This is a genomic window from Amycolatopsis sp. NBC_00438 (assembly GCF_036026695.1).
Taxonomy (GTDB): Bacteria; Actinomycetota; Actinomycetes; order Mycobacteriales; family Pseudonocardiaceae; genus Amycolatopsis.
This window is the reverse complement of sequence record NZ_CP107923.1, coordinates 8739500-8764442: the sequence shown is the minus strand read 5'-3', so window position 1 is coordinate 8764442 and position 24943 is coordinate 8739500. Positions and strand designations below refer to the sequence as shown.

Annotated in this window: 24 protein-coding genes and 1 tRNA gene; 4 read left to right on the top strand and 21 right to left on the bottom strand. The window is 71.7% G+C overall.

The window, feature by feature from the left end:
* Window positions 1-42 precede the first annotated feature (42 nt).
* The 8 genes from OG494_RS40250 to dacB all read right to left on the bottom strand — a co-directional run bounded on the left by OG494_RS40250 (window position 43) and on the right by dacB (window position 9468).
* Complete coding sequence (locus OG494_RS40250; protein WP_328447792.1) at window positions 43-861, bottom strand: ESX secretion-associated protein EspG; 819 nt, start codon at window positions 859-861, stop codon at window positions 43-45.
* Between the two features lie 729 nt (window positions 862-1590).
* Window positions 1591-2376, bottom strand: coding sequence for an ESX secretion-associated protein EspG (locus OG494_RS40245; protein ID WP_328447791.1), 786 nt, complete (start codon window positions 2374-2376; stop codon window positions 1591-1593).
* Window positions 2377-2449: 73 nt separating this feature from the next.
* Window positions 2450-3880, bottom strand: coding sequence for a hypothetical protein (locus OG494_RS40240; RefSeq protein WP_328447790.1), 1431 nt, complete (start codon window positions 3878-3880; stop codon window positions 2450-2452).
* 22 nt (window positions 3881-3902) lie between these two features.
* Window positions 3903-4268, bottom strand: coding sequence for a hypothetical protein (locus OG494_RS40235; protein WP_328447788.1), 366 nt, complete (start codon window positions 4266-4268; stop codon window positions 3903-3905).
* A gap of 158 nt (window positions 4269-4426) precedes the next feature.
* Window positions 4427-4978, bottom strand: coding sequence for a hypoxanthine phosphoribosyltransferase (gene hpt, locus OG494_RS40230; protein WP_328447786.1), 552 nt, complete (start codon window positions 4976-4978; stop codon window positions 4427-4429).
* Window positions 4979-4981: 3 nt separating this feature from the next.
* Entirely contained in the window at window positions 4982-5941 is a 960-nt protein-coding gene (tilS, locus tag OG494_RS40225) for a tRNA lysidine(34) synthetase TilS (protein ID WP_328447784.1), read from the bottom strand.
* Window positions 5938-6948: a zinc-dependent metalloprotease gene (locus OG494_RS40220; protein ID WP_328459171.1), complete on the bottom strand. Its 1011-nt coding sequence runs from the start codon at window positions 6946-6948 to the stop codon at window positions 5938-5940. The genes tilS and OG494_RS40220 overlap by 4 nt, the downstream gene beginning before the upstream one ends.
* Window positions 6949-7050: 102 nt before the next feature.
* Window positions 7051-9468: a D-alanyl-D-alanine carboxypeptidase/D-alanyl-D-alanine endopeptidase gene (gene dacB, locus OG494_RS40215; RefSeq protein ID WP_328447782.1), complete on the bottom strand. Its 2418-nt coding sequence runs from the start codon at window positions 9466-9468 to the stop codon at window positions 7051-7053.
* Between the two features lie 175 nt (window positions 9469-9643).
* Between dacB and OG494_RS40210 the strand changes: the two genes are divergently transcribed.
* On the top strand, window positions 9644-10162 hold the full coding sequence (locus tag OG494_RS40210; protein WP_328447780.1) for an inorganic diphosphatase: 519 nt from the start codon (window positions 9644-9646) through the stop codon (window positions 10160-10162).
* A gap of 86 nt (window positions 10163-10248) precedes the next feature.
* On the opposite strand, the gene OG494_RS40205 is transcribed toward OG494_RS40210, so the two are convergent.
* From OG494_RS40205 to OG494_RS40185, 5 genes are all read right to left on the bottom strand, one after another.
* Window positions 10249-11898, bottom strand: a complete 1650-nt coding sequence (locus OG494_RS40205; protein WP_328447778.1) for an MDR family MFS transporter — start codon at window positions 11896-11898, stop codon at window positions 10249-10251.
* A 201-nt stretch (window positions 11899-12099) separates the two neighbouring features.
* Window positions 12100-13368, bottom strand: coding sequence for a serine hydroxymethyltransferase (gene glyA / locus OG494_RS40200; protein ID WP_328447776.1), 1269 nt, complete (start codon window positions 13366-13368; stop codon window positions 12100-12102).
* 113 nt (window positions 13369-13481) lie between these two features.
* Window positions 13482-13886, bottom strand: coding sequence for a hypothetical protein (locus OG494_RS40195; RefSeq protein ID WP_328447774.1), 405 nt, complete (start codon window positions 13884-13886; stop codon window positions 13482-13484).
* A gap of 1 nt (window position 13887) precedes the next feature.
* Window positions 13888-14310, bottom strand: coding sequence for a 50S ribosomal protein L11 (gene rplK, locus OG494_RS40190; RefSeq protein ID WP_328447772.1), 423 nt, complete (start codon window positions 14308-14310; stop codon window positions 13888-13890).
* A gap of 39 nt (window positions 14311-14349) precedes the next feature.
* On the bottom strand, window positions 14350-14871 hold the full coding sequence (locus OG494_RS40185) for a gamma carbonic anhydrase family protein (RefSeq protein WP_328447770.1): 522 nt from the start codon (window positions 14869-14871) through the stop codon (window positions 14350-14352).
* A gap of 165 nt (window positions 14872-15036) precedes the next feature.
* Between OG494_RS40185 and OG494_RS40180 the strand changes: the two genes are divergently transcribed.
* Window positions 15037-15159, top strand: coding sequence for a hypothetical protein (locus OG494_RS40180; protein WP_328447768.1), 123 nt, complete (start codon window positions 15037-15039; stop codon window positions 15157-15159).
* On the opposite strand, the gene OG494_RS40175 is transcribed toward OG494_RS40180, so the two are convergent.
* Window positions 15150-15737, bottom strand: a complete 588-nt coding sequence (locus OG494_RS40175; RefSeq protein ID WP_328447766.1) for a TetR/AcrR family transcriptional regulator — start codon at window positions 15735-15737, stop codon at window positions 15150-15152. The genes OG494_RS40180 and OG494_RS40175 overlap by 10 nt on opposite strands.
* Window positions 15738-15860: 123 nt before the next feature.
* On the opposite strand from OG494_RS40175, the gene OG494_RS40170 reads away from it, so the two are divergent.
* Entirely contained in the window at window positions 15861-16316 is a 456-nt protein-coding gene (locus OG494_RS40170) for a GreA/GreB family elongation factor (protein WP_328447764.1), read from the top strand.
* 248 nt (window positions 16317-16564) lie between these two features.
* Here the strand turns inward: OG494_RS40170 and OG494_RS40165 are convergent.
* Window positions 16565-16641 (bottom strand) — tRNA-Thr (locus OG494_RS40165).
* A 133-nt stretch (window positions 16642-16774) separates the two neighbouring features.
* Here OG494_RS40165 and OG494_RS40160 point away from each other — a divergent pair.
* A complete protein-coding gene (locus OG494_RS40160; RefSeq protein ID WP_328447762.1) occupies window positions 16775-18436 on the top strand; it encodes a hypothetical protein in 1662 nt (553 codons plus the stop codon).
* Between the two features lie 69 nt (window positions 18437-18505).
* On the opposite strand, the gene OG494_RS40155 is transcribed toward OG494_RS40160, so the two are convergent.
* The 6 genes from OG494_RS40155 to OG494_RS40130 all read right to left on the bottom strand — a co-directional run bounded on the left by OG494_RS40155 (window position 18506) and on the right by OG494_RS40130 (window position 24803).
* Entirely contained in the window at window positions 18506-19711 is a 1206-nt protein-coding gene (locus OG494_RS40155) for a DNA polymerase III subunit delta' (protein ID WP_328447760.1), read from the bottom strand.
* Window positions 19708-21879 carry a bifunctional MFS transporter/dTMP kinase gene (locus OG494_RS40150; RefSeq protein WP_328447758.1) on the bottom strand — a complete coding sequence of 724 codons (2172 nt, stop codon included), beginning with the start codon at window positions 21877-21879 and terminating at the stop codon, window positions 19708-19710. The genes OG494_RS40155 and OG494_RS40150 overlap by 4 nt, the downstream gene beginning before the upstream one ends.
* Window positions 21880-22027: 148 nt before the next feature.
* Window positions 22028-22657: a hypothetical protein gene (locus OG494_RS40145; RefSeq protein WP_328447757.1), complete on the bottom strand. Its 630-nt coding sequence runs from the start codon at window positions 22655-22657 to the stop codon at window positions 22028-22030.
* A 305-nt stretch (window positions 22658-22962) separates the two neighbouring features.
* The gene (locus OG494_RS40140) at window positions 22963-23754 is read right to left on the bottom strand and encodes a hypothetical protein (protein WP_328447756.1); all 792 of its coding nucleotides are present in this window, start codon (window positions 23752-23754) and stop codon (window positions 22963-22965) included.
* The gene (locus OG494_RS40135; protein WP_328447755.1) at window positions 23747-24019 is read right to left on the bottom strand and encodes a hypothetical protein; all 273 of its coding nucleotides are present in this window, start codon (window positions 24017-24019) and stop codon (window positions 23747-23749) included. The genes OG494_RS40140 and OG494_RS40135 overlap by 8 nt, the downstream gene beginning before the upstream one ends.
* On the bottom strand, window positions 24012-24803 hold the full coding sequence (locus OG494_RS40130; RefSeq protein WP_328447754.1) for an ESX secretion-associated protein EspG: 792 nt from the start codon (window positions 24801-24803) through the stop codon (window positions 24012-24014). The genes OG494_RS40135 and OG494_RS40130 overlap by 8 nt, the downstream gene beginning before the upstream one ends.
* Between the last annotated feature and the right edge of the window lie 140 nt (window positions 24804-24943).

Genomic DNA, 24943 nt, shown 5'->3' with positions numbered 1-24943 from the left:
ATACCGCGTCCTGGTTCCCGTTCGGTCCACACCCTCGTCACGCTAGCGCGTGCCGTCCGACACACTGCTCACCATCTCGCCCAGCCGGGTGCGCAGTGTCGCCGGGTCCGCCGGGGCCACCGTGACCCACTCCCGACCGTCCGTACCTGCGCGGGAGAGGCTGAGGTAGCGCCCGGTGGCGGTGTCGAACCAGGCCAGCACCCGGGACCGCTGCTTGGCCCCGACCTGGGACCGGCTGTTCGCTGCCAGCTGACCGCCGCGCATCCGCGGCTGCCCCGCGAGCCGGCCGTAGGCTTCGCGCGGGTCGGCGACGACCCGCTCGCTCAGCGGCGTCCGCCGCTTGCCCCTGCCTTCTTCCTCACCCGGGGCCGACGGCAGGGACACGGGCACCCGGATCGGGGCCGTGCGCAGGGCGTCGTCCAGTGGGAGCGTGACGGAGGCCTCGGTCCCGCGCGGCCCGGCGGGCAGCACGCCGATGACGGCGGAGACCAGCCCGTCCTTCGGGATATCCCGCAGCCAGATGCCGTCGGCGTCTTGGACCGCGAGCACGCCCTTGGTGTCGTCGGCCGCCGCCAGCACCCCGACCGTGGGGGCCTCGAACTGCGGGATGTGCAGGGCGTCGATGGTCAGGGGCGCGAAGGCCAGCAGCTCCAGCGCGTCTTCGATCGGTGGCGCCAGCCGGCCCCGCGGCTCGCGGATGCCGCGCGCCTTCAGCTCGACGTCGGTGCGGTGGCGCAGCGAGACCCGCTCGTCCTCGGTCGCGCCGTGCGACCGGACCTGCAACGGGTAAGGCAGCTCACCGACCCGCGCCGACTCCCACAGGAAGTCGAACGCCAGCGGCGAGAAGAACTCTTGCATCACTACTCTCCCGGATCGGATTCTCGCTCAGCGTAGCCCGCACCACCGACAGAACGGGACCGTTCCCGGTTGCCGGCTGGGCACGCTCGGAGAACCCGGAGCCGATCTTGGCAGAGAACGTGTGGGACCCGTGTTCACCGTGTCCGGAATCAGCCACTCGCGGGCACGCGGGGTGGGCGCCGGGGGCTCGTGCGCCGACCCCGACGGCGCCGACGCTCCGGCCACCTCCGCCGGACTGGTCAGGCTGCGAGCGGCTCGCGTGGCGCCCTGTCCGGCGCCGCTGCAGCGCCGGCGAAGGCATCGAACGGCCGCTGAAGGCTGCGCAGCTCTGGACGCCGGTCGCGGCTGGTTGCCGCTCGCCCGGGTCCGGCCGGTGGATGGCTCGCGCGCCTACCTCAGCTTGGCAGCGGTGGTGCGGGACCGGAGTCCGGAATCAGCCAGTCGCCGGCTCGCGAGGCTGCACGCGGACGGTCACGAGCCGAACCGGTGTCCGGAATCAGCCAATCGCCGGCTCGCGAGGCGGCGCGCGGACGGTCACGAGCCGAACCGGTGTCCGGAATCAGCCAATCGCGGGCTCGCCAGGCTGCGCGCGGACGGTCACGAGCCGGACCGGTGCCGCCGCCGCGCGGGCTCGGTGACCCGGCCGTCGCTGCCGAGCGGCCCGCCGCCGGGTGCGAGGTGCGGGGTGCGGATCGGACCGGCCGCGGGGCTGGGTGGTGGGCGCCGCCGGTGTCAGACCGTGCTGGTCGCCGTCGCGCCCGCGAGCATCTCGCCGAGCCGGTGGCGCAGGGTCGCCGCGTCGGCCGGGGCGATCGTGATCCAGTCGCGGCCGTCGTGGCCTCGGGTCGCCTGGGTGAAGTAGCGGCCCGTCTCGGTGTCGAACCAGCTCAGGACCGGGGTGCGGCTGCGCGCGCCCATGCGGGTGCGGGCGTTGGCCGCGATCTGGCCGCCGCGCAGGCGGGGCTGGGCGTGCAGCCGGGCGAGGGCCTTGCGGTCGTCGTCGGCGCTGGTGCGGTCTTCGGGGTCGCCGCGGCGTTGCAGGAAGTCGACGCCGTGCGCGCCGACCAGCTGCTCCAGCGGCACGGTGATGGACTTCTCGGCGCCGCGCGGGGCGCCGGGCAGCAGGGAGACGATCGCGCTCGCCAGGCCGTCCACCGGGCACGGCTGCAGGTGCAGGCCGCGGGTGTCCTGGACGGCCAGCAGCCCCAGGCCGCCCAGCACGCCGGCGACCGCGAGCAGCGGCTCGGCGTCCGGGGCGATCAGCTGGACGGCGTCCAAGCTCAGTTCAGGGGTGGCGAGCACGCCGAAGTAGTCCTCGACGTGCGGTTCGGGGCGGCCGCGGCCGTCCGCGAGGCCCCGGGCCGCCAGCCCCTCCAGCGTGCGCTGGCGCAGCAGGGACCGCTCGTCGGCGGTGTCGCCGTGCGAGCGGACGCGCAGCGGGTACGGCAGCTCACCCAGCCCGGCGGACTCCCACAGGAAGTCCACCTCGGCCGGGGTCAGCAGCTCAGCGTTCGGCATCGAGCCACCCCCAAGAGAATCACCCGGGAAGAAAGCGGGCCGGACGCGCGTGGCGCGCCCGGCCCGATGAGGATCAGCGGTCTTCGTCGCCCTCGGACCACGCGCCGATGACCGGCGGCGGGGTCGCCTGGTTGGCGCCGAAGGCCTCGTCCGGGTCCGCTTCGATGAGGAACGACGCGTGCGTGTGCTCCTCGTCCTGCTCGCCCTGCGCACCGTGCGGGGCCATCCCGCCGCCCATGCCGCCCATGCCGGGCGGCGGCGGGGTCTGGCCGCCGATGGTGCCCGCCGACGACACGAGACCCTGCTGCGGCGCCTGGGCCGACGCGGCGCTCTGCGCCTGGCCGTCCGCCGACGCCAGGGACGTCTCGTTCTCGGACTTCGCGCCCGACCGGTTGCCCTTGCCCAGCGCGCGGGAGGCCAGCGCGCCGAGGCCGCCGGCGGCGCCGCCGAGCCCCAGGCCCATGCCGATCTTGCCGAGCGGGTTGCTGCCGCCGCCGGACTGCGCGGCGCCGGAGACCTGGCCGGCGCCCGTGGTCGTGCCGGCGGAGGTTCCCGCAGCGGTGCCGCCGGGCGCGTCGCCGCCGAGGGTCGCCGCCGCGGCTTCGTGACCGCCGAAGCCGCCGGTCCCGGCGACCCCGCCGTGGGCCGTGTTCGGGCCGAACGCCGCGTGCTGCGCGTCGAACGCGCCGCCGTGGCCGCCGAAGCCCGAGCCGCTCGAGGCGAAGACCGCGTTGCCCGCGCCGCCGAGACCCTGGACCGGGCCGGTGGCGCCGACGCTGCTGATCCCGTTGAACGAGATGGAGTTGTGCGACCCCGTCGGCTTCATGCCGAGGGACTCCGGGCCGAAGCTCGGGGTCGAGCTGTCGACCTCGCTCATCGACTTGGTGTAGGCGTTGAAGAACGCGACCTGCTGCGCCTTGACGTCGTTGGCCGCGTCGGCCTGGGCCTTCTGGTCGGCGACCAGCGCCGCCGGGCCGCCCGCGAGCGCGGCCGCCATCGACTGCTTCGGGTCGTAGTCCTTGGGAGCCGGCATCTTCTTGACCTCGGCGGCCGCGGCGGCCTGCCGGGCGAGCCGGTCCGACATCGTGTGCGCGGCCTCGGAGGCCTGCGAGCCCGAGTTGGCGATGGCCACCAGCGCGCCCTGGGCACCCGCGGCACCGCGGCCGACCCAGGCGTTGCCCAGTTCGGAGATCGCGTTGTACAGGTGGTCGGAGGCCTGCTTCAGCTCGCTGCCGTGGTGCGACCAGGCCTGCCCGGTCGCCTCGGCCGTGCCGGGGTCGTTGTTGTTGACCGCGCCGTTGTAGAGCTCCTGGCTGGCCTGCGCGTTCCAGTTCGGCGGGTTCGCGATCGCGCGGTCGCTGCCCATGTCGAAGCCGTCGGAACGGCCGCGGGCGTCCGCGACGATGTTCTGCGCCGACGCGTTGTCGCCGAGCGGGACCAGCGAGCCCGGGTCGGTAGCGCCCGGAGCGGTGGTCGACGGCTGGTCGCTGTGGTTCGGAGCCATGACTTCGAGTCCCCCTCTGGGCTCAGGCGTTGCGGAACGGGTCGGCCGCGGCCTGGTCGATCTCGTGGTACCGGGACATCGCCGTGACGATGCCCTCTTCGGCGGCGGAGTACTGGTCGAGCAGGTTCTGCAGGGCGGCGGCGTACGAGTCGCCCCCGCCGTCCGCGCGCTGCACGAACTTCGCCGCCATCGCGTTGCCGACCGGGTTGTCCCCGAGCTTCGGCGGCTGGGCGAGCGTGCCCGCCCCGCCGAGCAGGGCCTCGACGGCGTCCTTGCCGGTGCGGATCTTGTTCAGCACGGTCTGCGCGGCGTCGGGGTCGATCCCGACCTGACCCGCCGCGGCGGCCGCCTTGAAGGCGTTCGCGTCGGCAGCGCTGCTGTTCGCCATCAGAACTCTCTCCCGTTCCCCCGACCCGGTCACCGCGGGCACGCCAATGTCTTCGCATAGGTTAACGCACGTGATCAGAGCGTATGACGCGATCGGCGACGCCGGGGTTCCGCGAAACCGGTAATTGCGGTGAACGGTCGGTGAACCCCGCCGGTGCGCTACGCGGTGTAGACCTTCGGGTCCAGCGTCCCGATGTAGGGCAGGTCCCGGTAGCGCTCGGCGTAGTCCAGGCCGTAGCCGACGACGAACTCGTTCGGGATGTCGAAGCCGATGTACTTCACCGGGACGTCGACCTTGATCGCGTCCGGCTTGCGCAGCAGCGAAACCACCTCGAGCGAGGCCGGGTTGCGGCTGGCCAGGTTCTTCAGCAGCCACGAGAGCGTGAGGCCGGAGTCGACGATGTCCTCGACGATCAGCACGTCGCGGCCCGCGATGTCGCGGTCGAGGTCTTTGAGGATGCGGACGACACCGGACGACGAGGTCGCCGAGCCGTAGGAAGAGACGGCCATGAATTCCAGCTGCGTCGGCAGCGGCAGCGCACGGGCGAAGTCGGTCATGAACATGACCGCGCCCTTCAGGACACCCACCAGCAGGAGTTCACCCTGCCCGTTGGCCGGATAGTCGGCGGCGATCTGCGCCGACAGCTCCGTGATCTTGTCCTGGATCTGCTGCTCGGTGACGAGCACGGAGGCGATTTCGCCCTCGTACACGGGTCAGTCCCCTCGGGTGGTGGGTTGGGAGATGACGCAGAGCCTGCCACGGCACCGCCGGGCTTCCAAGTTGCCCGGCAGCCAGACGCCGCCCTGACCACGCCACCGGGCGACGAGCGCGTCGACCGCCCGGAGGTGCGCGTCGGTGAGCTCGCGCACCCCCGACGCCAGCAGCCACCTGCGGAGAACCCGTCGCCGAAGGGCCGCCGGCTCCCCTTCGAGGACTGCTACATCCAGCCCTTCGAGGCCGCCCGCACGGGTGAAGATCCTGTCCGCCGATGTGTCCAACGCCTCGCTGTCCTCACGCAGCTGCGCGGCCGTGCGGGCGAGTGCGGCCGCGACCCCGCCGTTGAGGACGTCCTCCAGCAGCGGCAGGACCTCGTTCCGCAGCCGGACCCTGGTGAAGCGCGCTTCGGCGTTGTGCGGGTCCTCCCACGGTTCGACGCCGAGCTCGGCGCAGGCGGCCCGGGTGGTCGCGCGCGGCACCGCCAGCAGCGGCCGGCCCCACGGCGGGTCGTGCGGGCGCATCCCGGCGAGGCTGCGCGGGCCGGAGCCGCGGCCGAGCCCGAGCAGGACGGTTTCGGCCTGGTCGTCGAGGGTGTGGCCGAGCAGCACGAGGTCATGGCCGGCGAGTGCGCCGTAGCGGGCTTTGCGCGCGGCCGCCTCCGGCCCGCCCGGCCCGGTGACGTCGACCCGGCGCACCTCGGCTTCGTCGGCGCCCAGGGACTTCGCCGCCGCGACGGCGTCGCGCGCGATCTTCGCCGAGCCCTCCTGGAGGCCGTGGTCGACGACCAGCGCGCGGACGCGGTGGCCGCGGTGGTGCCCGACGTACGCCGTGGCCTCGGCCAGTGCGAGGGAGTCGGCGCCGCCGGAGACCGCGACGCACAGCTCGGCCGGCGCCTCGACGGTCTCCAGGAACCCGCGGACGGCCCGCCGGACGGCCGCGACCGCCGGCCCGGTCATCCGTGCAGGCGCCGGACCCAGGCGGCCGGATCGGCGATCTCGGCGCGCGAGGGCAGGGTGTTCGGCGAGCGCCAGACGGCGTTGAAGCCCTCCATGCCGACGGCGTCCACGACGTACTTCGTGAACTTCGCGCCTTCTTCGTACTGACGGATCTTCGCGTCGACGCCGAGCAGCGCGCGCAGCAGCCGGTCGAAGACACCGCCGCCCTTGCGCCGGGCGGTGAACCGCGCGCGGATGGTGTCGACGCTCGGCACGACCTGCGGGCCGACGGCGTCCATCACGTAGTCGGCGTGCCCTTCCAGCAGCGTCGAGAGGGCGAGCAGCCGGTCGAACACCGCGCGTTCCTTCGGCGACTGGAGCAGCTCGGCGAGGTTCAGCTTCGGGCCCTGCTTGATCGCCTCGGGCAGCCGGCCGACCAGGTCGGCGAGGCTGTCGTTGGTGCCACCGGCCAAGCCGGAGACGAGCCGCTCGACCTCGTCGGCGAAGTAGTCGCGCAGCCAGGTGACGGCGGTGAACTGGAGCCGGTGGGTGCATTCGTGCAGGCAGACCCAGAGCCGGAAGTCGTGCCCGGGCACCTTCATCGCGCGTTCCGCGGCGACCACGTTCGGCGCGACCAGCAGCAGCTGGCCTTCGCGCTCGGGGCCGCCGAAGGGGTCGTACTGGCCGAGCACGCGGCTGGCGAGGAACGCGAGCACCAAGCCGGTCTGGACGCCGGCGCCACCGGCCAGGATCGGCCCGAACGGGCCACCCTGCTGCGGCAACGCACGGCCGGTGAGCGCGTCCAGGCCCGCGGCGGCGGACCGGACCCAGCCGGGCCGGTCGACGACTTCGCCGGGCAGCAGCGGCAGGTCGAGCCCGAGGCTCGTCAGCTCCCGGACGTGCCCCTCGGCCTCCATCGTCAGCTCGCGCAGGTCGGTGACGGCGGCCTCGGCCTCGTCGCGCGGGACCTGCGGGCCGCCGCGCACGAGCAGCGCCCCCGTCTGCGCGGCGAGCGACCAGTCGACCATGGGCCGGGTGTCGGTTTCCTGACTCACCCTTTCGACGCTACCTGGCCGGAGCGGGTTTCCGGCTACGACTTCCGCACGCTTCGCACACGGAGAGGTACGCGATCAGCCGCAGCCGCACTTGCGCAAGCCCGTCGCGAGGACGTCGAGGGCGTCCCGGCCGGCGTCGGTGTCCGAGCCGTTGGACATGAACGCGAACACCAGCACCCGGCCGTCCTGGTCGAGCACCACCCCGGCGAGGGTGTTGACGCCGGTGAGGGTGCCCGTCTTGGCCCGCACCCAGCCGCGGCCGGCCTGGGAGCCCGCCGTGTCGAACCGCTTGTCGGCGAGGGTGCCCGAAGCACCCGCCACGGGCAGGCCGGCCAGGAGCGCGCGCAGCTTGGCGGTGTCCGGGTGCTTGCCCTCCGGGCCGGCCGCGGCCGCGAGGACCTGGGACAGCAGCTTCGCCGGGATCTTGTTCTGGTCCGAGATGCCGCTGCCGTCGGACAGCTGGACGCCGGTCGTGTCGAAGCCGTGGTCCTTGAGCACCTTCAACGTCGCGGCGGCACCGCCGGCGAAGGAGGCTTCCTGCCCGTTGGCCAGGGCGACCTGCCGGGCGAGGGCCTCGGCGACGACGTCGTCGGACAGCTCCATCGTGTCGGAGACCAACTCGGTCAGCGGGGCCGACTTGACCTCGGCCAGCACCTTGGCGTCCTTCGGCGCGGTCACCTGGCCGCCGGCCGACGCGCTGAGCTTCGACGCGATCGTCCCGGCGAGCGCGCTGCCCGCGTTGGGGATGCGCTGGGAGTTGTTGTTCTTCGGGTCCAGGCGGCCGGCGTCGGCCATCACCGACGAGATCTGGGTGGCGAACGTCGACGGCGCGTCGCCCGCGGCCCAGCCCGGCGCGGTCGTCGCGCCCTTGAACAGGGTCAGGTCGACCTGGACCTTCTTGACGCCCGGGTTGGCCTTCTTGACCTGCGCGACGAGGTCGTCGACGTGCGCGGAGCCCGGATACAGCGGCGACTCGGTGCCCTGCGGCAGCGAGGTGAGCGTGGGGTCGCCGCCGCCGACGACGATCACCGTGCCGGCGTCGGCACCCTGCACGATCTTCGTCGAGAGCCGGCTGTTCGGGTCCATCGAGAGCAGCGCGGCCGCGGAGGTGAGCACCTTCGTCGTCGACGCGGGTGTCACCGGCGACGTCGCGTTGCGGTTCCACAGCTCGGTGCCGCTGACCGGGTCGACGACACTGCCGGTGAGCTGGCCGAGCGCGCTGTTGCCGGCCGCGGCGGCCAGCGCCGACTTGACGCCGTTCGCGGTCGGCGCCTGCCCGGACGTGTTCGGTCCCTGCAGCACGCGAGCGGCCGCGGCGGGCTCGGGGCTGTCGCCCTTCGGCGCGTTCGGCGCCCACGGCAGGCCCAGCCGGTTGGACACGCCCGGCATGGCCGCGGCGACGCCGAGGCCGATGAGCACCACCAGCACGAGCGCGCCGAGCGCGATCAGCTTGCCCTTGCGCTTCTTCTTCGGCGGCTCCGCCGCGGTGGCGGACTCGGCGGCGGGCGGCTCCGGGACGGGCGGCTCGGCCGGCGGCTGCTGGTCGGCGCGGGGCTGGTCGGTGCGGGGCTGGGGCTGCTGCTGGAAGGCGGCGGGGAACTGGGTCGGGCGTTCGATCCCGACGGTCGCCTCGGCGTCGAACCGCCGCCCGTCCGGCTCGATCCGCACCGGCCGGGCCAGCGATCCCGCCGACGCCGAGGGGACGACCCCGCGCGGCGGCTCGGGCGGCAGGCCGGGACGGCGTTCGCCGGGTTCGGCGGGCCGGTCACGGTGTTCGCGCAGCTCGATCCGCTGCGCCCAGGGGGCGTCCGGGTTCGGCCGCTGCTGCTCTTGAGGGCGCTGCTGATCTTGAGGGCGCTGCTGCTGGGCGTCCGGGCGCTGGTCCGGCGGCCGCTGTTGCTGCTGGTGCGTCTCGCCGCGCTGCTGCGTCTCGCGCCAGTGCTGCAGTTCCTCGCGCCACGGCTGCTGCGGCTCGTCCGGCTTCTTCGGCTCGCCCTGCTCCGGCTTCCCACCGGGCCAGACGTTGCGCTCGACCGGCACCCACGGCGCCTTCTCCGGCTTTTCCCGCTTCTCGACCTTGATCTGCCGGGTGCTCTCCGGGTCCCACTTCGGCTCGGCGGCCTTCGGCTCCGCGGGTTCCGGCTCAGCGGCGTCGGCCGGCTTCGGCTCGGCAGGCTTCGGCTCCGGCTGGGGCAGCTTCGGCTTCGGAGCGCCGCCGAGGCGGTCGGCGAGGTCCTGCTTGGCCGCTGGCGGCGGCTCGGGCGGCTCCGGCGGCTCGACGGGGGCGTTCAGCCCGGGCACCGGCTCGGGCGCCACGTTCGGCGCGAACCACGAGCCCTTCGGGGCATCACTGCCTGTGACCTTCGGCACGCTCACCCGTTCGGACGATGCCGGTGGCGTGTCCGGCAGCGACATCGGAGTGGTCTTGCCCGCACCCGACGACGAGCGGTCTTCGTCCGACGAAGGCCACATCGGCTGGTCGTTTTCCGGCACCCACCACTCCTTCTCACCTGCCCCGGAAGGGGCCAAGCTCACATGCCTGCCGGCCGACATCGATGAGACCGCCGGGCAGGCCGTAGTCCACACTAGGAGACGTCAAGACAGTCGCTGAGGTTGCCGCCCGCGACGTGCGGGCACGCCCGGATCTAAAAGAAGCAGTGAGGACGCCGTGGAGTTCGACGTCACGATCGAAATCCCCAAAGGGGAGCGCAACAAGTACGAGGTCGACCACAAGACCGGCCGCATCAAGCTGGACCGGACCCTGTTCACGGCCACGCAGTACCCGGCCGACTACGGCTTCATCGACGACACGCTCGGCCAGGACGGTGACCCCCTGGACGTGATGGTGCTCGTGCAGGAGCCCACTTTCCCGGGTTGCCTGATCCGCTGCCGCGCGATCGGCATGTTCCGGATGACCGACGAGAAGGGCCCGGACGACAAGGTCATCGCCGTCCCGTCGAACGACCCGCGCCTCGAGCACCTGCGCGACATCCACCACATGAACGAGTTCCACCGCCTGGAGATCCAGCACTTCTTCGAGGTGTACAAGGACCTCGAGCCCGGCAAGAGCGTCGAAGGCTCGTCCTGGGTCGGCCGCACCGAGGCCGAGGCCGAGATCGGCCGTTCGTACGAGCGCGAGACCGACCGCCTGGCCAAGGAGAAGGCCAACGGCGACGCCGCCCACTGAGGCCGTCCACCAAGCCCGCAACGCCGTGAGGGGCACCTTCAGGGATACGAAGTCCCTGAAGGTGCCCCTCACGGCGTTTCAGCGGGTCAGTGCGCCAGGGCGAGGGCGGGAGCGTCCTCGGCCTCCGCGCGCTGCTCCATCGCGGACTTGTCCGACAGCGGCTTCTCCTTGAGGAACCACACCAGGGCGAAGCCGACCGTCAGCACGATCCCGCCGACCAGGAACACCGTGCTCATCGACTCGGCGAAGCCCTGCAGGATCGGGCGGGCCAGCACCGGGTCGAGCGAGGACAGGAACGACGTGTCGTTGACGTCCAGGCCGCTCTTCAGCTGCTGCGCGAACTCCGGGTGCTGGGCCAGCGCCGCGGTGTAGGCCGGGGTGGCGATCGCCGAGCGGACGGCGTTCGCGATCTTGTCGCCGACCGTGCCGAACAGGATCGAGAGGAACACCGCGGTGCCCGCCGTGCCGCCGATCTGCCGGAAGAACGTCGCCGCCGAGGTGGCGACGCCGATGTCCTGCGGGCGGACGTCGTTGGTCGCGGCCAGCACCAGCGTCTGCATCGAGGCGCCGAGGCCGAGGCCGATCACGAAGGCGATCACCATGACGAAGGACAGCGAGGTGTCGGCGGTGATCGTGGACAGCGCGAACAGCGCCGCCGCCATCAGGCCGATGCCGGCCACCGCGAACATCTTGTAGCGCCCGGTCTTGGAGATCAGCCGGCCGCTGGTCAGGCTGGCGATCATGATGCCCAGCGTCAGCGGGAGCATCTGCAGGCCGGCCTGGGTCGGCGTCGCGCCCTTGACGATCTGCAGGTAGAGCGGCAGCGACATCATCGCGCCGAACATCCCGGCGCCCTGCACGACGGTGACCAGCGTGGCCATCCGGAAGACGGGGCGGTTGAACAGGCGCAGCGGCAGCAGCGCGGCGTCGCCCATCCGGCGTTCCTGCCAGATGAAGGCCGCGACACCCAGCCCGCCGATGGCGTACATCGCGATCGACGCGGCCGAACCCCAGCCCCACTCGCGGCCCTGCTCGGCGACGATCAGCAGCGGCACCAGCCCGACGGCCAGCGTCACGGCGCCCCAGTAGTCGACCTTCTGCTCGACGCGGGAGTGCGGGAGGTTGAGGACCTTGCTGACGACGACCAGCGCGGCGAGCGCGATCGGGACGTTGACCAGGAACACCCAGCGCCAGCCGGTGATGCCGGCGAAGGAGTCGATGCCGGCGAAGAAGCCGCCGACGACCGGGCCCGCGACGCTCGAGATGCCGAACACCGCCATGAAGTAGCCCTGGTACTTGCTGCGTTCACGCGGCGCGGTGATGTCGGTGATGATCGCCAGCGCCAGGGACATCAGGCCACCGGCGCCGAGGCCCTGGAACGCGCGGAACGCGGCCAGCTCGTACATCGACGTCGCCATGCCGCTGGCCAGCGAGCCGACCAGGAACAGCGAGATCGCCGTCAGGTACATGGGCTTGCGGCCGTAGAGGTCGGACAGCTTGCCGTAGAGCGGCGTCGACAGGGTCGCGGTGATGAGGTACGCCGTGGTGGCCCAGGCCTGCAGCGACAGGCCGTGGAGCTCGTCGGCGATGGTGCGCATCGACGACGACACGATGGTCTGGTCGAGCGCGGCGAGGAACATGCCGAGCATCAGCCCGGACAGGATGGTCAGGATCTGGCGGTGCGATAGCCGGCCGTTCGTAGCGGCTGCTCCTTCCGCTGTGGTGGTCTCGCTCATGGTGGTCTCCCTCGAAGCCTTCGTCGTAGTTGCTTGTAGCTGTCAACTACTTGCCTCGGCCAACTATTCCGCTGAAGCTTGTATCGTGCAATCAAATATCCTGTGACCCTGGTCTCCCACCCGCTCGCCCGGGCCCAGAAGCCGTGAATGGCACATCGAGGGACTCCGAGTCCCTCGATGTGCCATTCACGGACTTGAGCGTCAGGCGGAGTAACCCGGAATCGGGAACGGCGCCAGGAACTCGCGGATCTCCGCCGCGATCGTGTCCAAAGAGGACTCGTTCTGCGCGGCGGCCGCGGTGACCGTGCGGTCGATCCAGTCCGCCACCTGCACCTGGTGCTCCGGCCGCAGGCCGCGGGTGGTGATGGCGGACGTGCCGAGCCGGATGCCGGACGGGTCGAACGGCTTGCGCGGGTCGAACGGCACCGTGTTGTAGTTCAGTTCGATGCCCGCGCGGTCCAGCGCCTGCGCGGCCGGCTTGCCCGCGACGGCCTTGTTCGTCAGGTCGATCAGCAGCAGGTGGTTGTCCGTGCCGCCGGAGACGAGGTCGTACCCCTTGGCCAGCAACGCATCGGCCAACGCGCGGGCGTTGGCGACGATCGTGTGCGCGTACTCGCCGAACGACGGCTGCTGCGCCTCCCCGAGGGCGACCGCGATGGCCGCCGTCGTGTGGTTGTGCGGACCGCCCTGCAGGCCGGGGAACACGGCCTTGTCGACGGCTTTGGCGTGCTCGGCGTCGGAGAGGATCATCGCGCCGCGCGGGCCGCGCAACGTCTTGTGCGTCGTCGTGGTGATGACCTGCGCGTGCCCGACCGGCGACGGGTGCGCGCCACCGGCGACGAGCCCGGCGATGTGCGCGATGTCGGCGACGAGCACCGCGTCCACCTCGGCGGCGATCTCGGCGAACGCCGGGAAGTCGATGGTGCGCGGGATCGCCGTGCCGCCGGCGAAGATCAGCTTCGGCCGGTGCTCGCGGGCCAGGTCGCGGACCTGGTCGAGGTCGACGCGGCCGGTCTCCTTGGTGACGCCGTAGCGCACCGGCGTGAACCACTTGCCGGTCGCGGAGACGCTCCAGCCGTGGGTCAGGTGCCCACCGTCCGGCAGCGCCATGCCGAGCACGGTGTCGCCGGGCTTCGCGAACGCGAGGTACACGGCCAGGTTCGCCGGCGACCCGGAGTACGGCTGGACGTTCGCGTGGTCTGCGCCGAAAACGGCCTTCGCGCGCTCGATGGCGAGCAGCTCGACCTGGTCGATGAACTGCTGGCCCTCGTAGTACCGCTTGCCCGCGTAGCCCTCGGAGTACTTGTTGGTGAGCACGGTCCCGGTGGCTTCGAGCACGGCCTGCGAGACGTAGTTCTCCGACGCGATCAAGCGGATCTTGTCGTGCTGGCGCTTCGCTTCTTCCTCGACGAGCCCCGCGATGGCGGGATCGGCGGTGGCGAGCGCGTTCAGTTTCGGCTGGTGGGTCATGGGCGTACTCCGGCTCTGGAGTGGCCTTCACCCAGGCGCGCGGTGCCGGCCTCGTCGTCGCTTCCCGGTGGTGCTCCACCTCGATGGCGCCAGTCGCTGCTGCGGGGAAGAGCCTAGTGCACCCCGCTCGAGGCCCGGCCGTGTTCGGCACACCACTTGCGCGTGCAGCCGGAAGTGCGGTCGCAGAACGGCCGGGCGCAGGTCGCGCAGCGCTTGACCCGCCGCCACCCGCCGACGGTCACGAGCTCCGCGAGCCCGGCCGCCCCGGCGGCCAGCTCGCCGGCCCCGGCCAGCGGGGTCACGTAGACGATGCGCCACGCGACGCCGGTGTCGACGAGCCGCGGCCGCGCACCCGCCCCGGCCAGCACGGCGTTGAGGCGGCGCGCGGCCGCTTGTTCGTCCGGGAGCCGCGCGACGATGCCGCTCAGCTCCGGGTTTCCCTGGCGCAGCAACCGTTCCGCCACCCCGAGCTCGGGGTCCAGCGCGTGGAACGGCGGCACGACCGCGTGCTTGCGCACCTCAGTCGACGACCGCGACGCCCATGGACCGGGCCGTGCCGGCGATCGTGCGCATCGCCATCTCGACGTCGGCGGTGTTCAGGTCCGGCAGCTTGCGCTCGGCGATCTCCCGCAGCTGCTGTGTCGTGATCTTGCCCGCCACCTCGTGCCCCGGCCGCGAAGAACCCTTGTCCCCCAACGCTTTCTTGATCAGGAACGCCGTCGGCGGGGTCTTGAGGCGGAGCGCGAAGGAGCGGTCCTCGAACACCGAGACGACCACCGGCACGATGTCGCCGCGCTGGTGCGCGGTCGCCGCGTCGTAGGCCTTCTTGATCTCGACGAGGTTGACCCCGGTCTGCCCCAGCATCTTGCCGAGGTCGACGACCGGGGCGTTGCCCGCCGCGAGTTCGAGGGTGACCTGGTGGGTGAGTTTCTTCGGAGCCATGCCCCGAAGCTAAAGTCTCCAGTTACTGGAGAGTCAACCTCAATCGATCGGCTTGGTGCCGGCGCGGTGGCGGCGGGCCAGCTCCTGGTAGATCGCGGCGTTGTGGTCGACCCACATCCGCGCGGAGTCGGTCAGCGGGACGAACTTCTTCGCCGGGCTGCCCATCGCGATGACCTCGTCGGGCACCTCGGTCGCCGGGGTGACCGTCGCGCCGGCCGCGACCAGCGCCCGCGCGCCGATCTTCGCCTTGTCGAGCACCGTCGAGCCGTTGCCGATCAGCGCCTGCTCCCCGATGGTGCAGTCGTGCACCAGGCACTGGTGGCCGACGGTGACGTTCTTGCCGACCTCGCAGACGCCGTCGTTGACGTGGATCACCGAGTTGTCCTGGATGTTGGCGCCCTCCCGGATGACGATCCGGCCGAAGTCGGCCCGGACCACCACGCCGTACCAGATCGAGGCGTCCTTCTCGACGACGACGTCGCCGATGAGGGTGGCAGTGGGCGCGATCCAGGCGTCCGGGTGGACCTGCGGGCTGAGCCCTTCGAACGAGAACAGAGGCATGTCCGCACCCTAGACGAGCGGTTTCCTCAGCTCTGCCGGCTGTAGAGGCGGAGCGCGACCGGGCCGGACACGACGACGAGGACGGCGGTCGCGACGAGGGACCACACGACCGCGCCACCCCGTGCCGCCGACGTCGTTCATCAGGTCCCGCGCCGCGCTCGCGACGTGACTGAGCGGGTCGGGCTCCCGCACACGGCCGCCGCGGAAGTCGTGGCCGAGCGCGTCACCGCCGAAGAGGCCGGAACGCTGTGCCTGGAGAGCGCGCTACGCCTCTGCCGTCAGCCGTAGTTGGCGAAGCAGAGCGCCTCGATGTCGGCGCGCAGGGTCGCGAACGACCGGGGCCGCACCCGCTGCTGGACGACCGTGCCCAGCAGGTACGACAGCAGCGCCCGGGCCCGGGCGCGCGGGTCGTCGACGTCCAGCGGCGCCAGCAGTTCGGCGAGGAGCTCGGTGAGCGACGTGAGCATCACGTCGATGGCCTGCGGGTGCTGCGCCCGGCCGGCCGCGATCCAGTACTCGAACCAGAGGAACGCGGCGTTCGGGTTCGCGGCGAACACGCTCAGGTACTCCTCGACCACGGCGAAGAGCCGTCTGCGCGGGTCGTCGTGCTTCGCGCCGACTTCGCGCAGGCCCGCGGCGAACGCGGTGATGTGCGCGGCCATGGCCCGATCGATGAGGACGTCGATGTCGGCGAAGTAGTAGTGGATCGCGCTCTTGGTGAGCGGTCCGGCGTCCGCGATGGCGCGGACGGTGCAGCCCGCCAAGCCGTCGCGGGCCAGCACGACGCGTGCGGCCTCGACGATCTGTTCCTGCTTGGCCAGCTGGTTGGGAGAGAGCCGGTCACTGCGACCGGGGACGGCGCTCACGGTGATTCTCGTTACCTTCTTCCTGGACGGCGGCCCCAAATCCTAGGGCAGACGTCCTGCGGGTGGCCGCCGGGTGAAAAACCGGATTGGCCACCCCGGTCCGCGCGGCGGACAATGCGCGGCATGGTGATCTCAGGGGACAAGGGGCTCAGCCCGGCTGCGCGCAGCCAGCTGGAGAAGGAAATCGCGAACCTGCGCGCGCAACGGGAAGCCCTCGCGCCGCAACCCGGCGAGCAGGAGCGAACGGGCGATGCGGCGGACCAGGCGGACGTGATCGACCGCGCGGAGGCCGCGGCGAGGCTCGACCGCCAGATCGCCGATCTGGCCGCGAAGATGGAACACGGCGGCTACGGCAACGCCCAGCTCCCGGACGGCACAACAGTCACCCTCCGCTTCTCGGACGGCGACGAAGAGACCTTCCAAGTGGTGACGGTCCCGGGCGAGGACTCCGACGCGATCACGTCGGACAGCCCCCTGGGCCTGGCCCTGGTCGGCGCCAAGGCGGGCGACAAGATCACCTACCGCACCCCCCGAGGCGAAGCCAAGGCCAGCGTGATCAAGGTAGCCCCGCCGAAGTAGCCCCCCGCTCACCCGAAGGCCCCCGCTCACAAAGCGGGGGCCTTCGCCATCCACGCACCTCGAAACTTGACCCACAAGGGTGGTTCCTCGGAAGAAATTTCGAAGCCACGGCCACCACGCGAAGGCAACCACGACAGGGGGCCGGGGGCGAAGCCCTCCGGGCGGGGCGTTGGGGCGGAGACCCGCGAAACCCGCGAGACAAGCCAAAAGGCCCGCGCTCTGTACGAGCACGGGCCTTCGAGGTCTTGTGGAGCCGCCTAGGGGAATCGAACCCCTGACCTATTCATTACGAGTGAATCGCTCTGGCCGACTGAGCTAAGGCGGCATGTCACCGGCTCGCGCTGGCGACGGGAACCAGTGTAGCGGAGGCTGTCAGCGTCACTTTCCCGGGGCACTGTCGTTAGGGCCCTATGACGTCGATCTCACACCACGATCGACCTACCTGGAGGCACTGGCACATGCGGCGAAGACTGCCCCGTTCGGCGGCCCTGCCCGCCGCCGCGGCGTTGCTCCTGCTCAGCGCGGCGCCGGCGAACGCCGATCCGACTTATCCGACGACGCCGATCCCGCAGCCGGCGAGTTCCGGGCAGGCGCCCATCTCGGCGCCGATCGGGCCGCAGCCGCTGGGGCAGGCCGTCGGGGATGCCGGGACCGCGCTCGGCATCGTCCGGTTGCTGCCCAACGCCGTGCCGACGAGCACGATCCTGCCCGGGTTCGGGGACACCCTGCCGAAGCAGTCGGCGCTCGAGGCCGGGATGGGCTTGTCCAGCGCGTCCGCGAACTCCGACGCCTACCTGAGCTACGAGAAGGCGGTCGCGCAGGCGTCGCCGTTCGGGCTGTCGGTGGGCGGGAACGCGCCGCAGACGCCGGGCAGCGTGGTGCAGACGGCGTTGCCGGACAACCCGCAGCCGATCAGCGGCGGGCTCAACGCGCCGTCCAACCCGCTGCTGAACGTCGGGGTGCTGAACGGCTCCGCGCACGCGCGCTGGAGCCCGACGCTCGGCCCGTGCGTCGACACGATCGCCGACGCCAGCACGTCGGTCGCGAGCCTGTCGCTGCTCAACGTCATCCCGTCGCTGCCGAACCTCGGGCTCGACAAGCTGGCGCTCGACCCCGCGACGCTGGCGAAGGGCTTCGACCTCAAGAACGGCCTGCAGAGCCTCGGTGGCCTGCTGCAGGGCGGCGGGCAGACCGCGGCCGGCGGTACCGGCTCGCTGCTGAGCCTGCCGAACACGCTCTCGTCGCGCTCGCAGGTCAAGCTCGTCGACCTCCCCGGCTCGAAGAACAAGGCCGTGCAGTCGACGTCGACGCTGCAGGGCGCGGACATCGAGATCCTCAAGGGCACGCCGCTCGCGCTGAGCATCAAGGTGGCCAGCCAGCCGACGCTGAAGGTGACCTCCACCGGCGACGCCAAGACGTCCAAAGTGGAGTACACCGCGCCGGTGCTGACCATCGAGGCCGGCGGCAAGGTGCTGTACACGCTGGACGCCGCGCACCCGACCAAGGACATCCCGATCGGGCTGCCGCTGAAGCAGCTGAGCGACCAGTTCGGCACGCTCAAGGACCTGCCGGTGGTCGGTGGGCTGCTGGCCCCGCTCGACGGCCCCCTCCAGCAGATCGGCAACACCGCGGGCACCGTGCTCGACCTGGGTGTGCTGCGGCTGAGCATCGCCGGGCTCGACCAGAAGAGCGCGGCGATGACGACGCCGTTCAAGGGCTTCCAGCTCGGCGCGTCGGCGCGGATGTTCGACCTTCAGCTGCTGCCCACGACGAAGCTGAAGAGCCTGCTGCCCGGCGACGCGGCGAGCAACCTGCCGTCTTCGCTGGCGCAGCTGTCGATCGGCGAGCAGATCGCGCGGGCTTACGCGCCGACCGGCGGCGTGATCTGCGGGAGCACGACGACACCGCCGCCCGCGGGCGGGGAGGCGCCCAAGGGCCCCGTGAAGAACCTCGCCTACACCGGCGGCGCGTACGACACGGTGCCGCTGTTCTGGTCGGGCACCGCGATGCTCCTGCTCGGTGTGGTCATGGTGGCCGCGATGCCGGGCTCGCGTCGTCGTCCGCTGGCCGTATCGGCCGAGGAGAAGCCGTTCAAGCCGTCACCGCGGCCGCGCGAGTGACCTGAGACCGCCCCGGGGTCATGGAGAAACCCCGTCAGGAGCCCGGCTCCTGACGGGGTTTCTTCGTGCTCAGCCTTGGCGAAGCGTCGTGACCATCGCCTCGACGGCGATGCGCGGCTTCACGTTCAGGTCGATCGCCTCACGGCATTCCAGCACCGCTTCGAGGCGGCGCAGCGTCGACTCCAGGGTCCACGCCGACGCGGCCTCGGCGATCTGGTCGCCGTGGTCGGGGTGGTTGAGGGTCGCGCCGGAGCGGGTCGACGTCACCAGGACGTCGCGGTAGAAGCCCGCGAGGTCGATCAGCGAGAGGTCCAGCGTGTCGCGCTGGGTGCGGGTGGCGCGGGATTTCTGCTTCTTCTCCAGCTGCTTCACCGCTGCTTCGGCGGCCCGCTTGGCCCCCGCGACGCCCTTGCCGATGCCGTCGCCGCCCATCGCCGTGCGCAGTTCGTTGCGCTCGTCCTCGTCGCGGCCCTTGCTCGCCTCGCCGGCGTCGGCCTCCGCCGCGCTGATCAGCTGGTCGGCGCAGGTGAAGACGTCGCCGGGGCGGCGCAGGCCGAGCGGGATCCGCAGGACCGTGGCGCGGCGCTGGCGCGCGGCCTCGTCGGTGGCCAGCCGCCGGGCGCGGCCGACGTGGCCGCCGCAGACGGCGGCGGCCCACCGCGCCTGATCCGGGTCGACGTGGTCCCGGCGCATCAGGACGTCGGCGATCGCCGCCGGCGGCGGCGTCCGCAGCGTCACCAGGCGGCAGCGCGACCGGATCGTCACGGAGATGTCCTCCGGGTGGTCCGACGGCGCGCAGAGCAGGAACACCGTGCGGTCCGGCGGTTCTTCGACCGCCTTCAGCAGCGCGTTCGACGCGCCTTCGGTGAGCCGGTCGGCGTCCTCGATGATCACGACCTGCCAGCTGCCGGTGGTCGGGCGGCGCGCCGCGGCCTGGACCAGCGCGCGCATCTCGGCGACCGAGATCGACAGGCCCTGCGGCACCACGAGCCGGACGTCGGCGTGGGTGCCCGCCATCGTCGTGTGGCAGCCGGGGCAGGAGTCACAACCGGTGCCGGTGCTGCATTGCAGGCCCGCGGCGAACGTCCGCGCGGCCACCGAGCGGCCGGATCCGGCCGGCCCGGTGATCAGCCAGGCGTGCGTCATCGCGCCGGGCGGCGCGGGCTCCCCGGCGACGATCTTCGCCGCGGCGGACGCGGCCGACATCAGGGTTTCGACCGCGGCCTCCTGGCCGACCACGTGGTTCCAGACGCCGATGCGTTCGGTCGTCGTCACTTCGCCTCCACGCGAGACTCTTCCGCGGTCTCGACGGGCACGGTCAGGGCTTCCCCGGCCAGTGTGTCTTCGACGTCGAGCGGCAGGGTCGCCGGCTTGTCCGATATGGACGGTGTGGACGCTGTGGAAGCTGCCGGGGCCAGCGCCGAAAGGCGCCCGACGAACACCGCGCGCAGCGCGGTGCGGATCCGCTCGGCGACCTCGGTGTCGGTGCCGTCGGCGTCGATCACGACGTAGCGCTCCGGGTCCGCGGCGGCCATCTCGACGAGCAGGTGCTGGACGCGCCACTGGTCGTTCATCGTGGCCGCCTTGTCGCGCGGCGCCCCGGGCGGAGCGGCGTCGAGCAGAACGGTCAGGTCCGGGCGCAGCCGCCCGGTCGCCCAGTCGGCGAGGCCTTCGAGCTCGTCGCTGTCGAGGCCCGCGACGGCGGACAGGTGCGCCAGCGGCGAGTCGACGAAGCGCTCCATCACGACCACCGAACCGGCGTCGAGCGCCGGCTGGACGTGCCGCTCGACGATGTCGGCCCGCACCGCGGCGGCGGCCAGCGCCTGGGCGCGCGCGCCGGTCAGCGACGCGCCGGAAACCAGCGCCGTCAGCCGTTTGTCGTCGAGGGCCGGGTCGGCGGCGACTACGACCGGCCGGGTCCCGCCGCGCATCCAGTCGGCGAGGTTGACGGCCTGGATCGCGGTGTTGATCGCGGTGGTGCCCTCGACGGCGATGAGGAAACCGTTGACGCGCCGCGGAGTGCGGCGCAGCGCGTTGCGCAGGTCGGACAGGATCGGCTCGGTGCGCTTGTCGTCCATCTGCCGGTAGGCGAAGAAGCCGGCGATCAGGGCGAGCGCGGCGCCGACGAGCATGATCGGCCGGGTGCCGTCGATCGTGACCGGGCTGCCCCAGACGTTGATGGTGCGCGTCGCCACGACACCGACCAGGACCGGGACGGTGACCGTGGTGCCGAACAGCACGAGCTTCATCATCAGCTGGTAGATCGCGTTGATCCGGCCGCGGATGGCGTCTTCGACGCGGGAGCCGATGATCGTGACGCCGGTGAGGAACGCCGTCCCGGCCCAGAACCCCACCAGGACCACGGTGACCAGCGAGACCGACAGGTGCGGCGACAACGCGACCAGCGCGAGCGAGAGCCCGGCCGCGATGATCGAGACGCCGAACAGCCGGTCGTGCGGGAGCCGCCGGGAAAGCTTGGGCGCGAACGCCATGCCGGAGGCGAGGCCGAGGAAGATGGCCAGCACCAGGAGGCTGAACGCCGAGTCACCGGCCAGCAGGCTCGAGGAGTACGGCTTGGCCGAGCCGATCACGGCACCGCCCGCCGCGAAGGCCCCGAACGCGCCGACCAGCAGCCCGCGCACGAGTGGCGTGCTGCGGACGAAGCGGAAGCCGTCGGCGATCATCCGGCCGACGCCGAGCTTTTCCTCGTCGGCCTGCTTGACCTTCTGCTCCGGCAGCGCGTGGACGTTGCGCAGCGACAGTTCGGGGATCCGGGTGGCGATGAGGATCGCGCTGGCCAGGTAGAGCAAGGCGGTGATGATGACAACCAGCTTCGCGATGCGGAGGCTGGTGTCTTCGCCGGGAACGTGGAGGAAGTTCGTGTTGATGCCGGTGAGGATGGCGTTCGCGCCGGCCGCGGTGATGACGGCGAGGCCGTAGGTCATCACCATGCCGAGCTGGTTGGCCGTCTCGACCTGGTCGGGGCGGCGAAGCAGGTTCGGGACCGCCGCCTCTTTCGAGGGGATCCACATGCTCGCCGCGCTGCCGACCAGGAAGTTGCCGACCAGCAGCCACCACGGCGCGCTGACGAAGGCGATGGACAGCAGGAACCCGCAGCGCAGGAGGTCGGCGACGACCATCACCTTGCGGCGGTCGAACCGGTCCGCGAGCAGCCCGCCGACCGGGGCGAACAGCAGCCCCGGGGCCAAGCCGGTCAGCACGACGCCGACAAAAGCGAAGTTCTGCGCGAAGTAGTTGTTCGTCAGCTTCGTGGCCAGGCCGGTGAGGGCCAGGATGTTCAGCCAATCGGCGACACTGCACAAGTACGTGACGCCCCAGAGGCGCCGGAACGGTTTGATCGCCAGCACCCGCCGGACCCGGCTGATCGTGGACGCCTCGGCGCCCGACGACCCGCCCGGGCCGGACCCGGGTACCGATCGCACGCCCTCGCTGATACGCCCACCCCACTAGTCACCGCGGTGCCGGGCACCCTCGTGAGTTAGCCCGACCGTGTAGCCAGGGTAGCCCGATCGGCCTCTGGCACGCGGACGACCCCGAGGTCCCAGTGGGGTGGGGATCAGCTGGTGAACGTCAGTCGAACAACCCCGTCACGCTGCTGACCAGGCTCGACACCATCTCGATGGCGACGAACCCGAACACGATCAGCAGCACCACCGCGAGTATCACGCCCGACGCGCTCGACGACGGCCGGCCGATCGCCGGCATCGACATCGCCGGCATCTTCGGCAGCTTGCGCCGCTTGACGGGCACGACCTCGAGATCTTCGTCGAAGTCGTCCTCGGCGGGCGGCGGCTGCTGCCGGACGGGCCGGAGCATCTGCGGTGCCCGCTTCGGCCAGGTCCGTTGCCGGTTGCGTTGCCGTGGCAGCACCCCGAGTGGCGGAGTCACGTCTTCGCCGAGCGTGCCCGTGGTGCCGGCGGGCGGGATCGCTCCCGGGGCCCGGGCCCCGGTCATGCCGTCTTCGCGGAGGGTTTCCTCCACCATCCGGCGTACGACCTCCTCGTCGTGCTGCACGGGCCCGGCGACCGAGATGGCGGCGGGCTCGTGGCCGTTCGGCATCGCGGTGCGGGGCTCGGGGTCCGTGGTGACCAGTCCGGAGACCGGGTCCGCGAACATCTCGCCTGGTGTTTCGGACAGTGTGCCGTCGCGCTGAGTGAGCTCGGGGGCACTGAAGAAGGGAGCCTCACCGTTCGCGCTCATGGTGACCACCTCACTACTGAATGTCCTCGCCTTTCCAGGGTAGCGACCAAGGCGGATAACGCATCCGCCCAATGGCTCTGTCTCCAAAGGAGGGTTCGTCACGCAGCGCAAGCCCACGCCCGAACCCCCAGCAGTGTCCAGTCCGCCGAGGCTTCGGTCGACCGCCAATGGTGACAGATCGTAGTGAAGCCCATCACAGTCACGGACAGCGACCGCTGGGAGCTGGTCATACCCAGGGTGTCAAGATGGCCAGTTTCGCGCGTGGCGATCGAGCCCGGATGGAGCAGCCGCTCCCCGGTCACCGGTCAGGAAATCTCCTCCTGCCCGAGGTCGATCATCTTCCGGCACCAGTCGCGGAGCATTTCGCGGCTGAACGGGCTCAGCACCAGCTGACGACGACCGTCACCGCGGTCCAGCGCCGCCAGCGCGAAGCGGCCGAGGTCCGTGTCGACCAGGACGAAGCCGTGGTCGGGGAACTCCGCGCACAGCCCGCCGAACGCGAGCATGTCCAGAACCGCCGTGCCCGAGCGAGGCCGGGCCAGGACCTCGCGCATCGCGCCGACGTCGTCGTCCTGGCCGTCGTGGACCAGGCCGTCGTCGTCCACCGAGACCCAGATCGCCCGGCGCGGGCTGCCGAACGGCACCTCCGGCAGCTCCGCCACCAGCATCTCTGGCAGTTCTTCGAAGTCGGCCAGGTGGATCGCCGTGCGGCCGGGCAGCGAGCCCATCATGAAGGCCCGCTCGCCGTCGGCGTAGCACCGGATGTCCGCGGTCTCCGGCCCTTCGTCGAACACGCCGCACAGCGCCGCGCGGACGGAACCGCGCAGCATCAGCGACACGACCTCGAAGCCGACGTCGTTGAGCTCGCCGTCCTCGCCGAACGGCGTCCCGTCGATCCAGGCGGCCCACGCCACGTGCCGCTCGACCTCTTCGGCCAGGTCCGCCGGATCGTCGGAGACCGGGCCGTGGACCAGGATGTCGTGGTCGCTGACGTCCGGGTTGTAGAGCCGGTCGACCGGCTCACGATCCGGCATCGCCAGCAGCACCGGCCCGGCCGCCAGCTCCAGCAGCTCCCGCGCCGCGGTGCGCTCAGGCATGACGCCGCACCTCGCTCCGGCCGGCGACCGGCCCCGCACTCCGCTCGCCCTGCCGCGCCGCATCCCGATCGGCCGCGGGCACCTCGAGCCTCGCCCCGCCCCGCTCGATCGGCGGATTGACCGAGGGCCGACCGGAACCGGGCTCGACCGGCAGCTCGCCGACGGGCGCCACACCTCGCCAGACCGGCACACCGCTGTTCTGCTCGACCGCGGCCAGGATCGCGTCGCGCACCGTGAGATCCCGCCGGGCCGCCGGCTCAGGCATGGCTCTGCACCGCCTCGACGATCCACTGCTCCGCAGTGCTTCGCGACGCCGGACCCCAGGTGACGGTCCAGCGCCCGTTCCGGCCCACGGCCGCGCTGAACTGGTAACGGCCCAGGTCGTTGTCGACCAGGCCGAACGCGCCGTGCGGGTACTCGGCCAGGATCGAGTTCCGCACCGCGAGGTCGACCAGCACCGTGCCCAGCCGCGGCCGCGCCGCGCACTCGCGGATCCGCTCGACGGCTTCCTCGCACCGCCGCGGGATCAGGCCACCCTCGTCCGTCTCGATGCGGACCTCCGGCCCCGGCCCCGGCGGCCGGTCCGGCAGGCCGTCGAACACCCAGCCCGGCAGCTCGCTGAGGAAGCCGGACCGCAGCCTCGCGCGGTTGCCCAGCTTGTGCAGCACCGTGGTGTAGTCCTCGTCGCCGAAGAACCGGACCTCCCACGGCTCGCGCCGGGCCGGGAAGACGCCGGTGACGACGCCGCGGATGAAGCCACCGCGCAACGCCCGGTAAAGCCCGACCGCCTCCGCCGTGACCTCACCGCCGGGCGCCAGGCCGATCGCGGCCATCCCGGCGACGAACCGGGTGTACTGCTCGACCTCGTCGGCCAGGCTTCGCGGCCGCTCTTCCCGGCGCGAGAAGCGGGGTTCGGTGTCCGCCAGCACCGGCGGGATCTCGAACTCGGGGTCGTAGAACTCCATCACGGAGGGCCGCTCCGGGACCTCGGCCGAGAGCGGGGCGATGACCTCGTCGATGACGTCGAAGACCGCGACTGAGTTGTTCACCCCTAGATTGAACACCCTGGCACCGACAATTTCTCGCACATACGTTCGAACAGGCGAGACGAGTCGCCGAGCGGTCGGCGAGCGGTCCGAAACGCCGTGAAGGCCTCCTCGCCGGCATAAGAGCCGGTAAGGAGGCCTTC

What these genes read in the sequence shown, in the direction of transcription:
- OG494_RS40245 (WP_328447791.1), bottom strand. Translation starts at nt 2,376, where the DNA reads ATGCCGAACGCTGAGCTGCTGACCCCGGCCGAGGTGGACTTCCTGTGG.
- OG494_RS40240 (WP_328447790.1), bottom strand. Translation starts at nt 3,880, where the DNA reads ATGGCTCCGAACCACAGCGACCAGCCGTCGACCACCGCTCCGGGCGCT.
- OG494_RS40235 (WP_328447788.1), bottom strand. Translation starts at nt 4,268, where the DNA reads ATGGCGAACAGCAGCGCTGCCGACGCGAACGCCTTCAAGGCGGCCGCC.
- tilS (WP_328447784.1), bottom strand. Translation starts at nt 5,941, where the DNA reads ATGACCGGGCCGGCGGTCGCGGCCGTCCGGCGGGCCGTCCGCGGGTTC.
- OG494_RS40220 (WP_328459171.1), bottom strand. Translation starts at nt 6,948, where the DNA reads ATGGTCGACTGGTCGCTCGCCGCGCAGACGGGGGCGCTGCTCGTGCGC.
- OG494_RS40205 (WP_328447778.1), bottom strand. Translation starts at nt 11,898, where the DNA reads ATGAGCGAGACCACCACAGCGGAAGGAGCAGCCGCTACGAACGGCCGG.
- glyA (WP_328447776.1), bottom strand. Translation starts at nt 13,368, where the DNA reads ATGACCCACCAGCCGAAACTGAACGCGCTCGCCACCGCCGATCCCGCC.
- rplK (WP_328447772.1), bottom strand. Translation starts at nt 14,310, where the DNA reads ATGGCTCCGAAGAAACTCACCCACCAGGTCACCCTCGAACTCGCGGCG.
- OG494_RS40185 (WP_328447770.1), bottom strand. Translation starts at nt 14,871, where the DNA reads ATGCCTCTGTTCTCGTTCGAAGGGCTCAGCCCGCAGGTCCACCCGGAC.
- OG494_RS40170 (WP_328447764.1), top strand. Translation starts at nt 15,861, where the DNA reads ATGGTGATCTCAGGGGACAAGGGGCTCAGCCCGGCTGCGCGCAGCCAG.
- OG494_RS40160 (WP_328447762.1), top strand. Translation starts at nt 16,775, where the DNA reads ATGCGGCGAAGACTGCCCCGTTCGGCGGCCCTGCCCGCCGCCGCGGCG.
- OG494_RS40145 (WP_328447757.1), bottom strand. Translation starts at nt 22,657, where the DNA reads ATGAGCGCGAACGGTGAGGCTCCCTTCTTCAGTGCCCCCGAGCTCACT.
- OG494_RS40140 (WP_328447756.1), bottom strand. Translation starts at nt 23,754, where the DNA reads ATGCCTGAGCGCACCGCGGCGCGGGAGCTGCTGGAGCTGGCGGCCGGG.
- OG494_RS40135 (WP_328447755.1), bottom strand. Translation starts at nt 24,019, where the DNA reads ATGCCTGAGCCGGCGGCCCGGCGGGATCTCACGGTGCGCGACGCGATC.